Raw genomic sequence first — 14518 nt, forward strand, 5'->3', positions numbered from 1 at the left:
GTCGCAACATCCCGATTTATCCGTATTGTTCCGGCGGGCGAGTGACGCGCCCGCGTGGTACGCACCACTCCTCCGCGCGATCCCGCATAACTGGGGGTGCTTCCCCCCAGCGGCCCTTCCCTTCGCGGAGGAACTCCCCTTGCCTGCTTCCCGCTCCGTCTCCTCGGCCCTCGTCGTCGCGGCCGTCACCGCGGCCTGCCTGGTGCCGGCCGTACCGGCCCTGGCCGACGCGTCCCAGATCCGGTTCTTCCAGCCGTACGTCCCCTCCATCGCCCCCGGCAAGACGGGCCGCGTCGTCATCGCGGCCGTGAACGGCCAGGACCCGGTACGCAGCAGCACCTTCCGGATCACCGCCCCGGAGCGGACCACCTTCCCGGAGGCCCGCTTCTACTGGAACGGCCGGCGGGCGGGGGGCTCGTGCACCCGCTCGGCGGACGCGCGCCTGCTGACCTGCGACGCGGGCACCCGCGCCGGCTTCGCCTTCCCGGCCGACACCCAGACGCGGCTGGCGGTGACCCTGAAGGTGGACCCGAAGGCCCCCCAGGGCACGACCCTGGACGGCGGCGAGTGGTCCAACGGCACCGACGCCCCTGCCCTGTTCGCCGTGGCCACCCCGGTGACGGGCCCGAAGGGCGACGACGGCCGCCCGGGCCACGACGGCCACGACGGCAAGCCCGGCCACCACGGCAAGCCGGGCCGCCCGGGCCCCCAGGGCGAGAAGGGCGAGAAGGGCGACAAGGGGGACAAGGGCGACGCCGGCAAGGACGGCCGCGACGGCCGCGACGGCGTGCAGGGCCCGCAGGGCCCGGCCGGACCCCAGGGCCCCAAGGGGGACACCGGCCCGGCCGGAGGCCCCCAGGGTCCCGCCGGCCCGCAGGGCCCGAAGGGCGACACGGGCAAGGACGGCCGCGACGGCCGCAACGGCCGTGACGGGAAGAACGGCCAGGACGGCAAGGAAGGCCGCCAGGGCCCCATCGGCCCGCAGGGGCCGAAGGGCGACACGGGCCCCCAGGGCGCGCAAGGCCCCAAGGGCGACACCGGCCCCGCCGGAGGCCCCCAGGTCCCCAAGGGCGAACCGTGGCAAGGACGGCCGCAACGGCCGCGACGGCAAGAACGGCAAGGACGGCAAGCCCGGCCCGCAGGGCCCCCAGGGCAGGCCCGGCCCCCAGGGCCCGAAGGGCGAGCCCGGCAAGCCCGGCGGCACCTGCAAGAAGTGCGGTGACCACCACGGCAAGGACGACCACCACGGCAAGGGCGGAAAGGGCGACCACGGCAAGGGCGACCACAAGGCCACCCCGAAGGCCCGCATCGTCACCTCCGGCCACGGCCTCGGCATCCGCTCCGGCCCCGGCACGGGCTACAGGAAGACCGGCAAGATCGCGGCCAACACCGTCGTGGCGCTCCAGTGCAAGGTCAACGGCCAGACCGTGGGCGACAATTCGATCTGGTACAAGCTCGCCGACGGCCGCGGCTGGATCGCCGCCCGCTACGCCCTGAACCTCAACAAGGTCCCGTACTGCTGATCCCCCTGCGCCACCCCCCGGCATGACGAAGGCCCCACAGCCAAGAGGCTGCGGGGCCTTCGCGCACACCTTCCGGTACCCGAATCCGGTACGGGAGCGGTACCGTGTCCAGGTACCACCATGACAGGGAGAGCAGCCGTGCCCATAAGCGCCAGCGAAGCCCGCAAGACCCTCTTCCCCCTGATCGAGCGCGTGAACAACGACCACACGCCGGTCCGCATCAGCTCCAAGAACGGCGACGCCGTCCTGATGTCGGCCGAGGACTACGACTCCTGGCAGGAGACCGTCTACCTGCTGCGCTCGCCGGCGAACGCCCGCCGCCTCATGGAGGCCGTCGCGCGCGACCGGGAGGGCACGACCGGCATCGCCAAGAGCATGGAGGAACTGAACGCCCTGGCCGGTGAGGAGTGAGGAGCGTCCACTTCGACCCGGACGCCTGGGAGGACTTCCTCTACTGGCTCGCCGCGGACCGGAGGATGGCCAAGCGCATCACCCGCCTGATCGGCGAAGTCCAGCGGGCGCCCTTCGAGGGCATCGGGAAACCGGAACCGCTCAAGGGCGACCTGTCCGGTTACTGGTCACGCCGGATCGACGACGAGCACCGGCTCGTCTACCGGGCCGACGACAAGGAAGTGAAGATCCTCAAAGCCCGGTACCACTACTCCGACTGACCCCCGGCATGACGAAGGCCCCGCAGCCAACCGGCTGCGGGGCCTTCGCCCACATGGGATGAGTGGAGATGGCGGGAATCGAACCCGCGTCCAACGGTGCAGAAGCAGGGCTTCTCCGAGCGCAGTCCGCTGCGATTTTCTCGGCCCCGGAGATCACACGGACAAGTCTCCGACGGGCTCAGTCACTGTTTGGTTTCCCTCCAACCCCCGTGACCGGGGCTAGAGGTTTAGATCCCTAGTTGACGCCAGGATCCGGACCGGGACCACTTCCGGGCTGACGCTCCTCACAGAGGCTTCAGCTCACTGTTATTAGGCAGCGAGGGTGAAGCGGGAGTTATCGCTCTTGGAGTTGGCGATTATTTTTTGCGACATGTGGTTAGCGAGATCATTGCCGCTTCCTCGGCTCGCTTCCCCTGCATCGACAGCCGCTGTCGAAACCGATCATCCCCATGTTTTTTTAACAAGGTGCTCCCACCGCGAGCGGTGGGCGCTGACCCCATGGTACGCGAAGTGGACCACCGGGTGCCAGGAGATTAAACCGTGCCCCGCTGCTTGCGCCGGACCGCCGAGATGGCGCGCTGCGTCTCGCGCGTGTCCTGCTTCTCGCGCAGGGTCTGGCGCTTGTCGTACTCCTTCTTGCCCTTCGCCAGCGCGATCTCGACCTTCGCGCGCCCGTCCTTGAAGTACAGGGACAGCGGGACGACCGTGTGGCCCGACTCCTCGGCCTTGCGCTCCAGCTTGTCGATCTCCTCGCGGTGCATGAGGAGCTTGCGCTTGCGGCGGGCGCTGTGGTTGGTCCAGGTGCCCTGGCTGTACTCCGGGACGTGCACGTTGTACATCCAGACCTCGCGGCCCTCCACCGACACGAAGCCGTCCACCAGCGAGGCCCGGCCCTGGCGCAGGGACTTGACCTCGGTGCCGGTCAGGACGATCCCGCACTCGTAGGTGTCGATGATCGCGTAGTCGTGCCGCGCCTTCTTGTTCTGGGCGATCAGCTTGCGCCCTTTTTCCTTAGCCATAGTGCGGTCATTTTCGCACTACGACCCCACCCCGAGGCCACCCAATACCGTGCGCGCCCGCTCCTCCGCCCCGTCGCCGGCCGCGAGGTCCGGGGTGATGCCCGCGCCGTCGAGGCTGCGGCCCGCCGGGGTGCGGTACGTGCCCACCGTCAGCTCCGCCACCGCGCCGCCCGGGAGCTCGGTCGGCATCTGCACCGAGCCCTTGCCGAAGGTGCGGGTGCCCACCGTCACCGCGCGGCCGCGGTCCTGGAGGGCGCCGGTGACCAGCTCGGCCGCGCTCATCGTGCCGCCGTCGACGAGGGCGACCAGGGGGCGGGCGGTGTCCCCGCCCGGGTCGGCGTACAGGGCGCGCTCGGAGCCCCGTACGTCGTACGTCGCCACGAGCCCGCCGTCCAGGAACGCGGAGGCTGCGGCCACCGCCTCGGTGACCAGACCGCCCGGGTTGCCGCGCAGGTCCAGCATCACCCCGCCGCCGGGCGGGGCCTCGCGGACGGCCGCCCTGACGCGCTCCCCGGAGCCCCGGGTGAAGGAGGCCACCTTGATCACGGTGATGCCGCCCACGAGGCGGCGTACGGTCACCGGCTCGGTACGCAGCTGCGCGCGCCGGACGGTGACGGTGCGGTCGACCCCGTCCCGGCTGAGGCCGAGCACCACCGGAGTGCCGGCTTCCCCGCGCAGCAGCGCCACCACGTCGGCCACCGCCAGCCCGGTCACGCCCCGGGCGTCCACGCTCAGCAGCCGGTCCCCGGCGCGCAGGCCGGCCCGGTCGGCGGGACTGTCCGGCTGGACCCGGTCGACCTCGATCCGGCCGTCCCGGCGGCGTCCGGCCCAGAGCCCGACCCCGGTCCAGCGGCCGTCGAGTTCCTCGGCGAAGGCGGCGTACTCGCCCCGGTCGTAGACGGTGCCCCAGCGGTCGCCGCTGCGGCTGACGACCTCCTGGGCGGCCTTCTTGCCCGACTTCCCCTCGGCGACGGCCTCGGCGGCGGCCCGGGCGACGGCCTCCCGGTCGGCGGTCCCGGAGCCGGGGGCCGGGCCGGGGCCGGGGGCCGGGGACGTCTCCAGTGCACCGGCGCCCGCCAGGAAGGCCGTACCCGTCTCCTCCACGTCCTGCGGGGACCAGCACCCCGTGCCCGCGGCGGTGCCCACGCAGACGAGGAAGACCAGCGTCAGGACGGCCCCGCGACGCAGGTCGCGGGGCCTGGGACAGAAGGCGGGCAGACCCGGCATGCCGCCGAGTCTAGGACAAGCCCCGCCGCGGCAAGTCCGGTTGAGGACAGAGCACAGGAGGCGCTCGTCATACCTTCAGGTACTTGCGCAGCGCGACGAACGCGGCCAGGGAGGGCATGAGCAGGCCGATGACCAGCACCAGCGGCAGCTTGGTGAGGACCGCGTCCCAGCCGATGAAGTTGATCAGCTGGAGCTTGTCGCGGAGCGCGATGCCGTGGTCGATCACGAAGTACTGGCCGGTGCCGAGCATCGCGCAGGCGAAGACGGCGCCGATGAGGCCGGCCACGGCCGCCTCCATGATGAACGGCACCTGGATGTAGAAGCCGGAGGCCCCCACCAGCCGCATGATGCCGGTCTCCCGCCGACGGCTGAACGCCGAGACGCGCACCGTGTTGACGATCAGCAGCAGGGCCACGATCAGCATGACGAGCATGATGCCGAGGGCCGCCCAGTTGAGGGTGCCGAGCAGGGCGAAGAGGTTGTCGAGCTCGGTGGACTGGTCGGCGACCGACTGGACGCCGTCGCGCCCGGCGAAGGCGGAGGTGATGACCTCGTACTTCTCCGGGTTCTTCAGCTTGACCCGGAAGGAGTCGGGCATCTGGTCGGGGGTGACGACGGAGGCCAGCGCGGTGTGGCCGAAGCGCTCCTTGTAGTGCTTGTAGGCCTCGTCCGAGGACTCGTACATGACGGTCTGGACGAGGTCCATCTTCTTCAGCTCGGACTCGATGCCCTGCTTCTGCTCGGGGGTGACCGCCCCCTTGGAGCAGGGCCGGCCGCTGCCCGCGGCGGTGCCGGCGGAGGCCGCCGGTGCGCCTGCGGCGGCGCCCGGGGCGGCGGCGCCGGCCGCGTCCAGGGCGTCGTTCTTCGTGCAGAGGTAGACGGTGACGTTGACCTTGTCGTACCAGTACCCCTTCATGGCGCTGACCTGGTCGCGCATGAGGAGGGAGCCGCCGAACAGGGCCAGGGACAGGGCCACGGAGATGATGACCGCGAAGGTCATGGTGAGATTGCGGCGGAGGCCAACGCCGATCTCCGACATGACGAACTGGGCGCGCATGACGTCTCAGGGGCCTTTCAGTGCTGGTAGCCGTAGACGCCGCGCGACTGGTCGCGCACGAGCCGGCCCTGTTCGAGTTCGATGACGCGCTTGCGCATCTGGTCCACGATCTGCTGGTCGTGCGTGGCCATGATGACGGTGGTGCCGGTCCGGTTGATCCGGTCCAGGAGCTTCATGATGCCGACGGAGGTCTGCGGGTCGAGGTTGCCCGTCGGCTCGTCGGCGATCAGCAGGGCGGGGCGGTTGACGAAGGCGCGGGCGATGGCGACGCGCTGCTGCTCGCCACCGGAGAGCTCGCCGGGCATGCGGCCCTCCTTGCCGCCGAGGCCGACCAGCTCCAGGACCTGCGGCACGGCCTTGCGGATCTCGCCGCGCGGTTTGCCGATGACTTCCTGGGCGAAGGCGACGTTCTCGGCGACCGTCTTGTTGGGCAGGAGCCGGAAGTCCTGGAAGACGGTGCCCAGCTGGCGCCGCATGTGCGGGACCTTCCAGTTGGAGAGCTTCGCGAGGTCCTTGCCGAGGACGTGCACCTGGCCGTGGGTGGCCCGTTCCTCGCGCAGGACGAGCCGCAGGAAGGTGGACTTGCCGGAGCCGGAGGAGCCGACCAGGAAGACGAACTCGCCCTTGGCGATGTCGAGGGAGACATCTCTGAGTGCGGGCCGGTTCTGCTTCGGGTAGGACTTGGAGACGTTGTCGAATCGGATCACGGGAGCACCACGGTCGCCGGGAGTAGGTGACCGTGACCATACGCGACCGGACGGCGGGTGGGGACCCGGCAACCGGAGTTGCCCGATATATCCCGGGTGCGGGAGGAGCCGGATCGTGATTGCCCGGACGGGCCGCGCCGAATGTCGGCGGAGCTGGCACAGTGGTAGGGGGAACGGACCGCGTCCCCGCACCGTTGACCATGTCGAGGGGACGAGAGGAGGAGCGCATGACATATGACCGGCTCGTGTGCGCGAACTGCGCCGCACCCGTCAGCCAGGGCCGCTGCCCGGTGTGCCGGGCGAACCGGGAGCGCCTCCAGCAGGAGGGCCCCTTCGCCGGGCTGAATCCGGCGACGCTCATCGCGCTTCTGGTGGTGCTGGTGGCCGCGCTGGCGTTGGTGGCACGGACCGCGTAGGCCGCGTCGCGTCCCGATCAGCCCGCATCACCGTGTGGCCGCGTGGATCACACGTAATGGGGAAGGGCCCGGACACCGCCTGGTGTCCGGGCCCTTCCTCGTCGTGCTGACGTACGCGCGCGCTACGCGGTCTGCTCCTGCTGCTTGCGCCAGCGGATGCCGGCCTCCAGGAAGCCGTCGATCTCGCCGTCGAGGACCGCCTGCGGGTTGCCGACCTCGAACTCCGTCCGCAGGTCCTTGACCATCTGGTACGGGTGCAGGACGTAGGAGCGCATCTGGTTGCCCCAGGAGCTGCCGCCGTCCTTGAGGGCGTCCATCCTGGCCTGCTCCTCCTGGCGGCGCCGCTCCAGCAGCTTGGCCTGGAGCACGTTCATCGCGCTGGCCTTGTTCTGGATCTGCGAGCGCTCGTTCTGGCAGGAGACGACGATGCCGGTCGGGATGTGCGTGATGCGCACGGCCGAGTCGGTCGTGTTGACGCCCTGGCCGCCGGGGCCGGAGGCGCGGTACACGTCGACGCGCAGCTCGGACTCGTCGATCTCGACGTGGTCGCTGGTCTCGACGACCGGCAGCACCTCGACGCCCGCGAAGGAGGTCTGGCGGCGGCCCTGGTTGTCGAAGGGGGAGATGCGCACGAGGCGGTGGGTGCCCTGCTCGACGGAGAGGGTGCCGTAGGCGTACGGGGCCTTGACGACGAAGGTGGTCGACTTGATGCCGGCCTCTTCCGCGTACGAGGTCTCGTAGATCTCCGTCGGGTAGCCGTGGCGCTCGGCCCAGCGCAGGTACATGCGCTGGAGGCGCTCGGCGAAGTCGGAGGCGTCGACGCCGCCGGCCTCGGCGCGGATGTTGACCAGGGCCTCGCGCTCGGCGTACTCGCCGGAGAGCAGGGTCCGGACCTCCATCTCGTCCAGCGCCTTGCGGACGGAGACCAGCTCGGCCTCGGCCTCGGCGAGGGTGTCCGCGTCGTCCATCTCCTGGGCGAGTTCGAACAGCACCGCGAGGTCGTCGATGCGGCCGCGCAGGGTCTCGGTCTTGCGGACCTCGGCCTGGAGGTGCGAAAGCTTGCTCGTGATCTTCTGGGCGGCTTCCGGGTCGTCCCACAGGGACGGCGCGGCGGCCTGCTCCTCGAGCACGGCGATATCTGCCCTCAGCTTGTCGAGGTCCAGGACGGCCTCGATCGACCCCATGGTCGAGGAGAGGGACTTCAGCTCTTCGGAAACATCGACGACTGCCACGGGTCAAGCCTAGCCGGTCCTCGGACGGCACTGTCCGGGCAGGCCGGATCGGACCGTACAGAGGAGCGCCGATACGGGCGTACGCTCCTCGTATGACCGTTCTACTCGTGAAGCGCCGCCATGTGGACCACATGCGTGTCACCACGACGAGCTGTCTGCCGCCGGACCAAGCACAAGCCTGATCAACCCCGATCCGACTTCGGTCCTGTACGCGGCCACCCGGTCCCGGCGCCATCCCTGCCGGCGGACCGCTCCCTCCGCACGCCCCGCCATCTCTGGGGCACAGGACCCTGTGACATCCGAAACGGAGCCGTCATGCCGTCCGCGCACCCCTCTTCCACTTCCTCCGCCTCCTCCGCAGCCTCCTCCGCCGCGTCCGCGCCCGCCCTGGCCGTCATCGACCTCTCGCGGGCCGACGACCCCGCCGAGCGCCCCGACTTCCTGAAGCAGTTGCACGCCGCGGCCCGGGACACCGGCTTCCTGTACCTGACCGGGCACGGCATAACCGAGGCGGAAACCTCCCGCATCCTCCAGCTGACCAGGGCTTTCTTCGCGCTCCCGGAGGCCGACCGGCTGGCCGTGAGCAATCTGAACTCCCCGCACTTCCGCGGCTACACCCGCATCGGCCACGAGCTGACCGGCGGAGCCTCCGACTGGCGGGACCAGCTGGACGTGGGCGCGGAGCGGCCGGCGCCGGTCCTGGGGCCGGAGGACCCCGCGTACCTGTGGCTGGAGGGCCCGAACCAGTGGCCGTCGGCGCTGCCGGAGCTGAGGGAGGCGGTCCTGGGCTGGCAGGAGCGCCTGGCCGGGGTGGCGCACCGGCTGCTGCGGGAGCTGCTGGCCTCGATCGGTGCTCCCCCGGACTTCTTCGACGCGGCCTTCGCCGACCGCCCCCACCTGCACACGAAGCTGATCCGCTACCCCGGGTCCGCGCCGTCGGGCGCCGACCAGGGCGTCGGCGCCCACAAGGACTACGGCTTCCTGACGCTGCTGCTCCAGGACTCGGTGGGCGGGCTCCAGGTGGTCCGGGACGGCGGCTACGTCGACATCGAGCCACGGCCGGGCGCGTTCGTGGTGAACCTGGGCGAGCTGCTGGAGATCGCCACCGAGGGGTACCTGCGGGCCACCGACCACCGGGTGGTCAGCCCTCCGGGGGCGGTGGAGCGGTTCTCGGTGCCGTTCTTCTACAACCCGAGGCTGGACGCGGTCGTGGAGACCGTTCCCGGTGACTACCTGCGTGCGGCGCCGGGCGTGGCGCACGACGCGTCGAACCCGCTGCACGCCGAGTACGGCCGCAACGAGCTGAAGGGCTGGGTCCGCGCCCACCCGGAGGTCGCCCGCCGCTGGCACCCGGACCTCACCGCGGTGTAGCAGGTCCGGGGCGTAGCAGGTCCGGGGCGCCGGGCGGGGCCGGGCTACCTGGGCTGGGACGGGGCCGAGTGCCGGCCCTTGCCGTCGCCCGGCGGGGGTGCCGGGTCGTCGCCGGAGACGGCGATCCAGCTGCCCAGGCCCACCGCCGCCACCAGGGCCAGCGCCGACGCGGAGAGCACCAGGCGCCGCTTGCGCTCGGGCCTCGGCGCGGGTGCCGGGGCGGAGCCGGGCCGGTGCCCGCCGGCCCGGGCGGGGGGAACGCGGGCGGTGCCCAGTGCCCCGCCCGCCAGCTCGTCGGGGCCCGGGACCCGCATGGAGGTGTGGGTGTCCCGGTTGGAGTCGGTGGCGGAGCCGGGGACCAGCGGGACCACGCCCCGCCTGCGGACCGGGTCGGCGCCGGCGTCGGGCTCCCGCTCGGGCTCGGGCTCCGGGTCGGCGTCGTCCGGCTCGTCCACGTCGAGCGGCGGCATCCCGGCCAGCAGCGGCAGCAGGTCCCGCAGCCGGGCCGACAGCTCGGAGGCGCGCAGCCGGGAGGCGGGGGCCTTGGCCAGGCACTGGACCATCAGCTGCCACAGCTCGTCGGGGATGCCGGGGAGCGGGACGACGGTCTCGGTGACGTGCCGGCGCAGCACCGCGCCGGGGTGGCCGCCGCCGAAGGGGGTGAAGCCGGCCAGCAGCTCGTACAGCACGGTGGCCAGGGCGTATATGTCGACGGCCGCCCTGGGCGGCAGGCCCTCCACTATCTCCGGGGCCAGGTAGTCGGGGGTCCCGATGATCCGCGTCGTGGGGGCGGTGCTGCGGCCGGCGCCGGCCCGGCGCGGGGAGTCGATGAGCTTGGCGACGCCGAAGTCGGTGAGGAGCGCGGGGTGCGCGCCGCCGGGGCCGAGCGGTCCCTGCATGTCGAGCAGGACGTTCTCCGGCTTGACGTCGCGGTGGACGACGCCGGCGGCGTGGGCGGCGGCCAGCGCGTCGGCGACGTCCGCGACGATGGCCACGGCCGCCTCGGGGGCGAGCCGGCGCTCGCGGTCGAGGCGCGTGCGCAGGTCCGTGCCGCGTACGAGGTCCATGACGAGGGCGAGGTCGTTCCCGTCGACGACGAGGTCGCGTACGGAGACGACGTGCGGGTGCTCCAGTCCGAGGAGCGCGCTGCGTTCCTGGACGAAGCGTCCGACCAGTTCCTGGTCGGAGGCGAGGTCCTCGCGCAGGAGTTTGACGGCGACGGGGCCGTCCGGGCCTTCGCCGAGCCACACCGTGCCCGCGCTGCCGCGCCCCAGGATCTGGTGGGCGGTGTACCGGCTGCCGATCTTCCGTGCCACGACTGCTCCCTCAGCGGCTGGCGTAACGGACCAAAACTACGCGGCCGAATGGGGGTTGGGGTCGCCGGATCGCGGCGACCTTCACTTCTGCGGGCGAAATCACGTCCTGGATGTCGACAAATCCACAAGGTCGGCGCTACGGGAGGCTCCGGAGGACCCTCGGGAGGGTCCTCCCGCGGACGTTCACGGATGTCAGGAGCCGCTGCCGCCGCTGCCGCCGCCGGCGCCGCCGCTGTCGCCGATGGAGGTGACGAAGTCGACGATGTCGGTGCCCCAGCTCCAGACCTGGTCCCACCAGCTCTTGCCGGTGCCGATCCACTGCTGGAGCGGGGTGAGCTCCCAGATCAGCCAGCCGCCCACGAAGAGCAGCAGGATCAGTACCAGGCAGCCCTTGAGGCAGCCGAGGCCCGGGATCCGCACCGGGTTGGCGCTGCGTCGGCGCGGCTCGCGCGGCGGACGGGGCTCGCGCGGCGGCTGCTGCGGCTGCTGCCGCACCGGAGGCGGCTGCGGCGGCTGCTGCTGCTGGGGCGGCGGCTGGGGCTGGCGGTACTGCGGCTGCTGGGGCGGCTGCGGCTGCTGGTACTGCTGGGGCTGGTAGTGCTGCGCGTACTGCTGCTGCTGGTACTGCTGCTGCGGCTGGTACTGCTGCGGCGGCGGGGCCTGGCGGTGCTGCTGCCGGGGCGGCTGCTGCGGGGGCGGCGGCATCTGCGGGGCCGGGCGCTGGGGGCGGCGGCGCAGGGGGTCCTCGGCGGGGTCGAGGTAGTGCATCTGCGTCTGCTCGTTGCGGGTCGCGCGCGGCCGCATCTGCGACTGCCACGGGTGCGGGGCGTCGGGCTGCTGCACCGGGGGCATCACGGAGGCCGGGTCGAGCGCGCGCCGGGGGCGCCGGCTGCGGCAGTGGCCGGCAGCACGGTGGTGGCGTCGGCCCCGCCGACCGGCGGGAGCACGCTCGTCATGGCGTTCGGGTCGTACGCGTCCGGGTCGTACGCCCCGGCCTGCGCGGTGGCGGCGGAGCCGGGGGCCACCGGGGCGCCGGGGACCGGGGCGGGCGAGGGGTCGGGCGCGAGCAGGGCGGCGACGCCGAGGGCGGCCTCGACCTCGTCGGGCGAGGAGTGGACGCGGATGCCGGCGGCGACCACGCGCAGGCCGCGGGCCAGGCTCTCGGCGCTGGGACGCTCGTCGGGCTCCTTGCGCAGGCAGTGCTCGATGACGATCCACAGCGCCTCGGGCACGGCGGGGGGCCGCTGCGGCTCCTCGCTGAGGTGGCGGTGGAGGACTTCGAGCGCGGTGCCGCCGGCGAACGGCGGGCGGCCGGTGACCAGCTCGTAGAGGAGGATGCCGGCGCCGTAGATGTCGACGGCGGAGGTCTGCGGGCGGCCCTCGGCGGACTCGGGGGCCACGTAGGCGGGGGTGCCGACGAACTCGTGGGTGCGGGTCAGGCCCGGGGAGTCGGCCAGGCGCGCGATGCCGAAGTCGGTGAGCATCGGCTTCATCTGGCCGTTGCTCTCGTCGAGCAGCACGTTGGCGGGCTTCAGGTCGCGGTGGACCACGCCGTCGGCGTGGCTGGCGGCGAGCGCGTCCGCGATCTGGGCGGTCATCAGGGCCGCGGCGACCGGGCTGAAGGGGCCGTTCTGCCGGATGTACTTGTGCAGGTCCGGGCCGTCGACGAGGTCCATGACCAGGGCGAGCAGGTCGCCCTCGACGACGAGGTCGCGGGTGCGCACGATGTTGGGGTGGGTCAGGCGCAGCAGGACGGAGCGCTCGCGCAGGAAGCGCATGACGATGTCCGCGTCCTGGGCCAGCTCCTCCTTGAGGACCTTGATGGCCACGGTCTCGCCGGGCTGGCCGGCGACGGCGGCTTCCGCACCGGCGGTCTCCCGCTGGCGGGCGCGCCAGACGGTGCCCGTGGCGCCGCGTCCGAGCGGCTCCTCGAGCAGGTACTTGCTGCCGACTGGCCGCACGTCTCGCGCTCCCTGCTGTCGTCTTTCCGGCTGATTCCGCCGAGTGGGTTTCCGGCCCAACTCTAGGGGGTGTCCCGGTGGAAGACGCGGGTCGACGGAGGTTGGTTGCCGCACATATGTGCGAAGGGTGAGTTTTGCGGGTTATGCCGGGGGCCCATTTCCCCGGTTTTCCCCCGACGGGGTGGCCGCATTCGTACCGGTGGGTGAACCCCGCCAACGGAATCCAAGATCATTTATTGGCGGGTGCCGGGCGTGTTGCGGGCGACAGGTGCGAGGATGCACCCGTACGGAACGGCCGGGACGGGAGCCCTGCCTTCCGGCAGACCTGAACGGACGAGGCGTCCGTGCCGGGCGGGGGGTCGATCGGGCGGGGCAGCTACCGCCGTCCCCCTGCCGGGCGCACGCACGCACCGCGCACTGCGCTCCGCGCAGAAGGGACCGCTGACGGCGATGCAGATCCGGCTGACCGTCCTCGGGTCGCGCAGCGGCCACCAGGCCGCCACCGCGCCCGCCGGCTGTGACGTTCTCGTCACCGCGCCCGCCGGGACCGCGCTGGCCGCGGTGGCCTCCGGACTCGCGGCGGCCGCGGGCGGCCCCGACACCGGGGGCACGACCGTGCTGTACGCCGGTTCGCGCCGCCTCGACCCGCAGCGCGCCGTGCTCGGCGAACCGCCCCTGGTGGACGGCGCGGTGCTGCACCTGCACGTCCCCGGACCGGACACCGCCGCCGTCCCGGCCTCCGACGGCCCGGGCACCCCGCAGCTGCACGTGGTGTCCGGACCCGACGCGGGCGGGGTCCACCTGCTGCACGCCGGGTCCGTGCGGATCGGGCGCTCGGCGGACGCCGACGTGCCGCTCGACGACCCGGACGTGTCCCGGCTGCACTGCGCGGTGACCGTGCTGGCCGACGGCCGGGTCACGGTCGCCGACCTCGGCTCGACGAACGGCACCACCCTGGACGGCACCGACGTCGGCGCCGCGTCGGTCCCGCTGGCGCCGGGCGCGCTGCTGCGGATCGGCGAGTCCACGCTGCGGCTCGCCCCGGCGGGCGGCGAACGGCCGCTGGCGGTCGTCCCGGACCTGGAGGGCCACCTCGGCCTGCCGGACGCCTCCGGCGGAGGTACGGGAACCCGCGCGGCCGGGGACACCGGCCCCGGCGCGCCGGGCGCGGCCCCGGGGGCCGACGGCGGCACCGGCCCCGGTACCGGCGGAACGCGGCCGGGCCCGGATGCGGGTGCCCCCGGGCCCGGTACGGGGGCGCAGGCCCCGGCCGCCGCCGCACTGAAGCGCCCTTTCCCCGCCCCGGGCCCCGGCGTCTCCGGGTCGGCGCCCCTGGGCGCGGCCGCGGCGTACCCCGGCGGCCCCTCGGACGGCGAAGCCAAACCGCGCCGCCGCGGCGGGCTCGGCGCGTGGGCCCGCAAGTGGGTGCGCGGCGACGAGGACGACCCGGGCCGGCCGGCCGAGCCCGAGGCCCCCGCGCAGGCCGCCCCCGACGAGGACGACCCCGCGGCCCTGCTGCTGGCGGCGCTCGGGCCCACCGGACGGCTGTGGTCGCGCGGGGCCGGGCACCCCCGGTTCCTGGAGGCGGGGCTCGGCGCGGGCAGCCGCGTCGCGTTCCCCGACTGCGGCTCGCTCGGCGTCGCCGGACCCCGGGCACGGCTGACGGGGGTGGCCCGCTCGGTGGTCGCCCAGCTCGCGGCACTGCACTCGCCGGCCCGGCTGGAGATCGTCCTGCTGGCCGCCGACCGCGCCCGGCCCGTGGCGGAGCGCCGCCGCGACTGGGGCTGGCTCGGCTGGCTGCCCCACGTCCGGCCCGCGCACGGCCAGGACTGCCGGCTGCTGCTCGCCTACGACCGCGACCAGGCGGCCGCCCGCACCGCCGAACTGACCCGGCGGCTGGAGGACGGCCCGCTCGGCACCAACTGGGCGGCCGCGGGCCCGGCGGCGCTGCGGCGGGCCGCCGCCGCGTACGAAGGGCAGCGCGCACGCTCGTGGTCCTGGACGGCGACCCGGACGGC

13 protein-coding genes, 1 other RNA gene and 1 pseudogene are annotated in these 14518 nt (G+C 73.1%); 7 read left to right on the plus strand and 8 right to left on the minus strand.

The features are described from left to right. Positions 1-139 precede the first annotated feature (139 nt). From SSNG_RS44810 to SSNG_RS13615, 4 genes are all read left to right on the plus strand, one after another. The gene (locus SSNG_RS44810) at positions 140-1222 is read left to right on the plus strand and encodes a hypothetical protein (RefSeq protein WP_007264408.1); all 1083 of its coding nucleotides are present in this window, start codon (positions 140-142) and stop codon (positions 1220-1222) included. Between the two features lie 112 nt (positions 1223-1334). Beyond that, positions 1335-1523 (plus strand): SH3 domain-containing protein, encoded by a 189-nt coding sequence (locus SSNG_RS44815; protein ID WP_277752163.1) that lies wholly within the window; start codon positions 1335-1337, stop codon positions 1521-1523. 138 nt (positions 1524-1661) lie between these two features. Further along, entirely contained in the window at positions 1662-1934 is a 273-nt protein-coding gene (locus SSNG_RS13610; protein ID WP_007264409.1) for a type II toxin-antitoxin system prevent-host-death family antitoxin, read from the plus strand. Further along, positions 1931-2194, plus strand: coding sequence for a Txe/YoeB family addiction module toxin (locus SSNG_RS13615; RefSeq protein WP_007264410.1), 264 nt, complete (start codon positions 1931-1933; stop codon positions 2192-2194). Before SSNG_RS13610 ends, SSNG_RS13615 begins: the two co-directional genes overlap by 4 nt. 60 nt (positions 2195-2254) lie before the next feature. On the opposite strand, the gene ssrA is transcribed toward SSNG_RS13615, so the two are convergent. From ssrA to ftsE, 5 genes are all read right to left on the minus strand, one after another. Then, positions 2255-2643, minus strand: a transfer-messenger RNA (tmRNA) gene (gene ssrA, locus SSNG_RS38645). An 84-nt stretch (positions 2644-2727) separates the two neighbouring features. Then, positions 2728-3213: an SsrA-binding protein SmpB gene (gene smpB / locus SSNG_RS13620; protein WP_007264411.1), complete on the minus strand. Its 486-nt coding sequence runs from the start codon at positions 3211-3213 to the stop codon at positions 2728-2730. Between the two features lie 18 nt (positions 3214-3231). Then, positions 3232-4440, minus strand: a complete 1209-nt coding sequence (locus SSNG_RS13625) for a S41 family peptidase (protein WP_042800973.1) — start codon at positions 4438-4440, stop codon at positions 3232-3234. Between the two features lie 67 nt (positions 4441-4507). Continuing rightward, positions 4508-5497, minus strand: a complete 990-nt coding sequence (ftsX, locus tag SSNG_RS13630; protein WP_007264413.1) for a permease-like cell division protein FtsX — start codon at positions 5495-5497, stop codon at positions 4508-4510. A 17-nt stretch (positions 5498-5514) separates the two neighbouring features. After that, positions 5515-6204, minus strand: coding sequence for a cell division ATP-binding protein FtsE (ftsE, locus tag SSNG_RS13635; protein WP_007264414.1), 690 nt, complete (start codon positions 6202-6204; stop codon positions 5515-5517). 227 nt (positions 6205-6431) lie between these two features. On the opposite strand from ftsE, the gene SSNG_RS13640 reads away from it, so the two are divergent. Next, complete coding sequence (locus SSNG_RS13640; RefSeq protein WP_007264415.1) at positions 6432-6620, plus strand: hypothetical protein; 189 nt, start codon at positions 6432-6434, stop codon at positions 6618-6620. A 122-nt stretch (positions 6621-6742) separates the two neighbouring features. On the opposite strand, the gene prfB is transcribed toward SSNG_RS13640, so the two are convergent. Continuing rightward, a complete protein-coding gene (gene prfB / locus SSNG_RS13645) occupies positions 6743-7852 on the minus strand; it encodes a peptide chain release factor 2 (RefSeq protein ID WP_007264416.1) in 1110 nt (369 codons plus the stop codon). 315 nt (positions 7853-8167) lie between these two features. Here prfB and SSNG_RS13650 point away from each other — a divergent pair, with 315 nt between their 5' ends. Beyond that, positions 8168-9223, plus strand: coding sequence for a 2-oxoglutarate and iron-dependent oxygenase domain-containing protein (locus SSNG_RS13650; RefSeq protein ID WP_007264417.1), 1056 nt, complete (start codon positions 8168-8170; stop codon positions 9221-9223). Between the two features lie 44 nt (positions 9224-9267). On the opposite strand, the gene SSNG_RS13655 is transcribed toward SSNG_RS13650, so the two are convergent. After that, positions 9268-10539, minus strand: coding sequence for a serine/threonine-protein kinase (locus tag SSNG_RS13655; protein ID WP_007264418.1), 1272 nt, complete (start codon positions 10537-10539; stop codon positions 9268-9270). Between the two features lie 192 nt (positions 10540-10731). Further along, positions 10732-12500: pseudogene (locus SSNG_RS44820) on the minus strand (serine/threonine-protein kinase). A gap of 450 nt (positions 12501-12950) precedes the next feature. Between SSNG_RS44820 and SSNG_RS13670 the strand changes: the two are divergent. Continuing rightward, on the plus strand, positions 12951-14518 hold a 1568-nt coding region (locus SSNG_RS13670; RefSeq protein WP_165364998.1), incomplete at its 3' end, for an FHA domain-containing protein.

Source organism: Streptomyces sp. C, assembly GCF_000158895.1.
Classification (GTDB): domain Bacteria; phylum Actinomycetota; class Actinomycetes; order Streptomycetales; family Streptomycetaceae; genus Streptomyces; species Streptomyces racemochromogenes.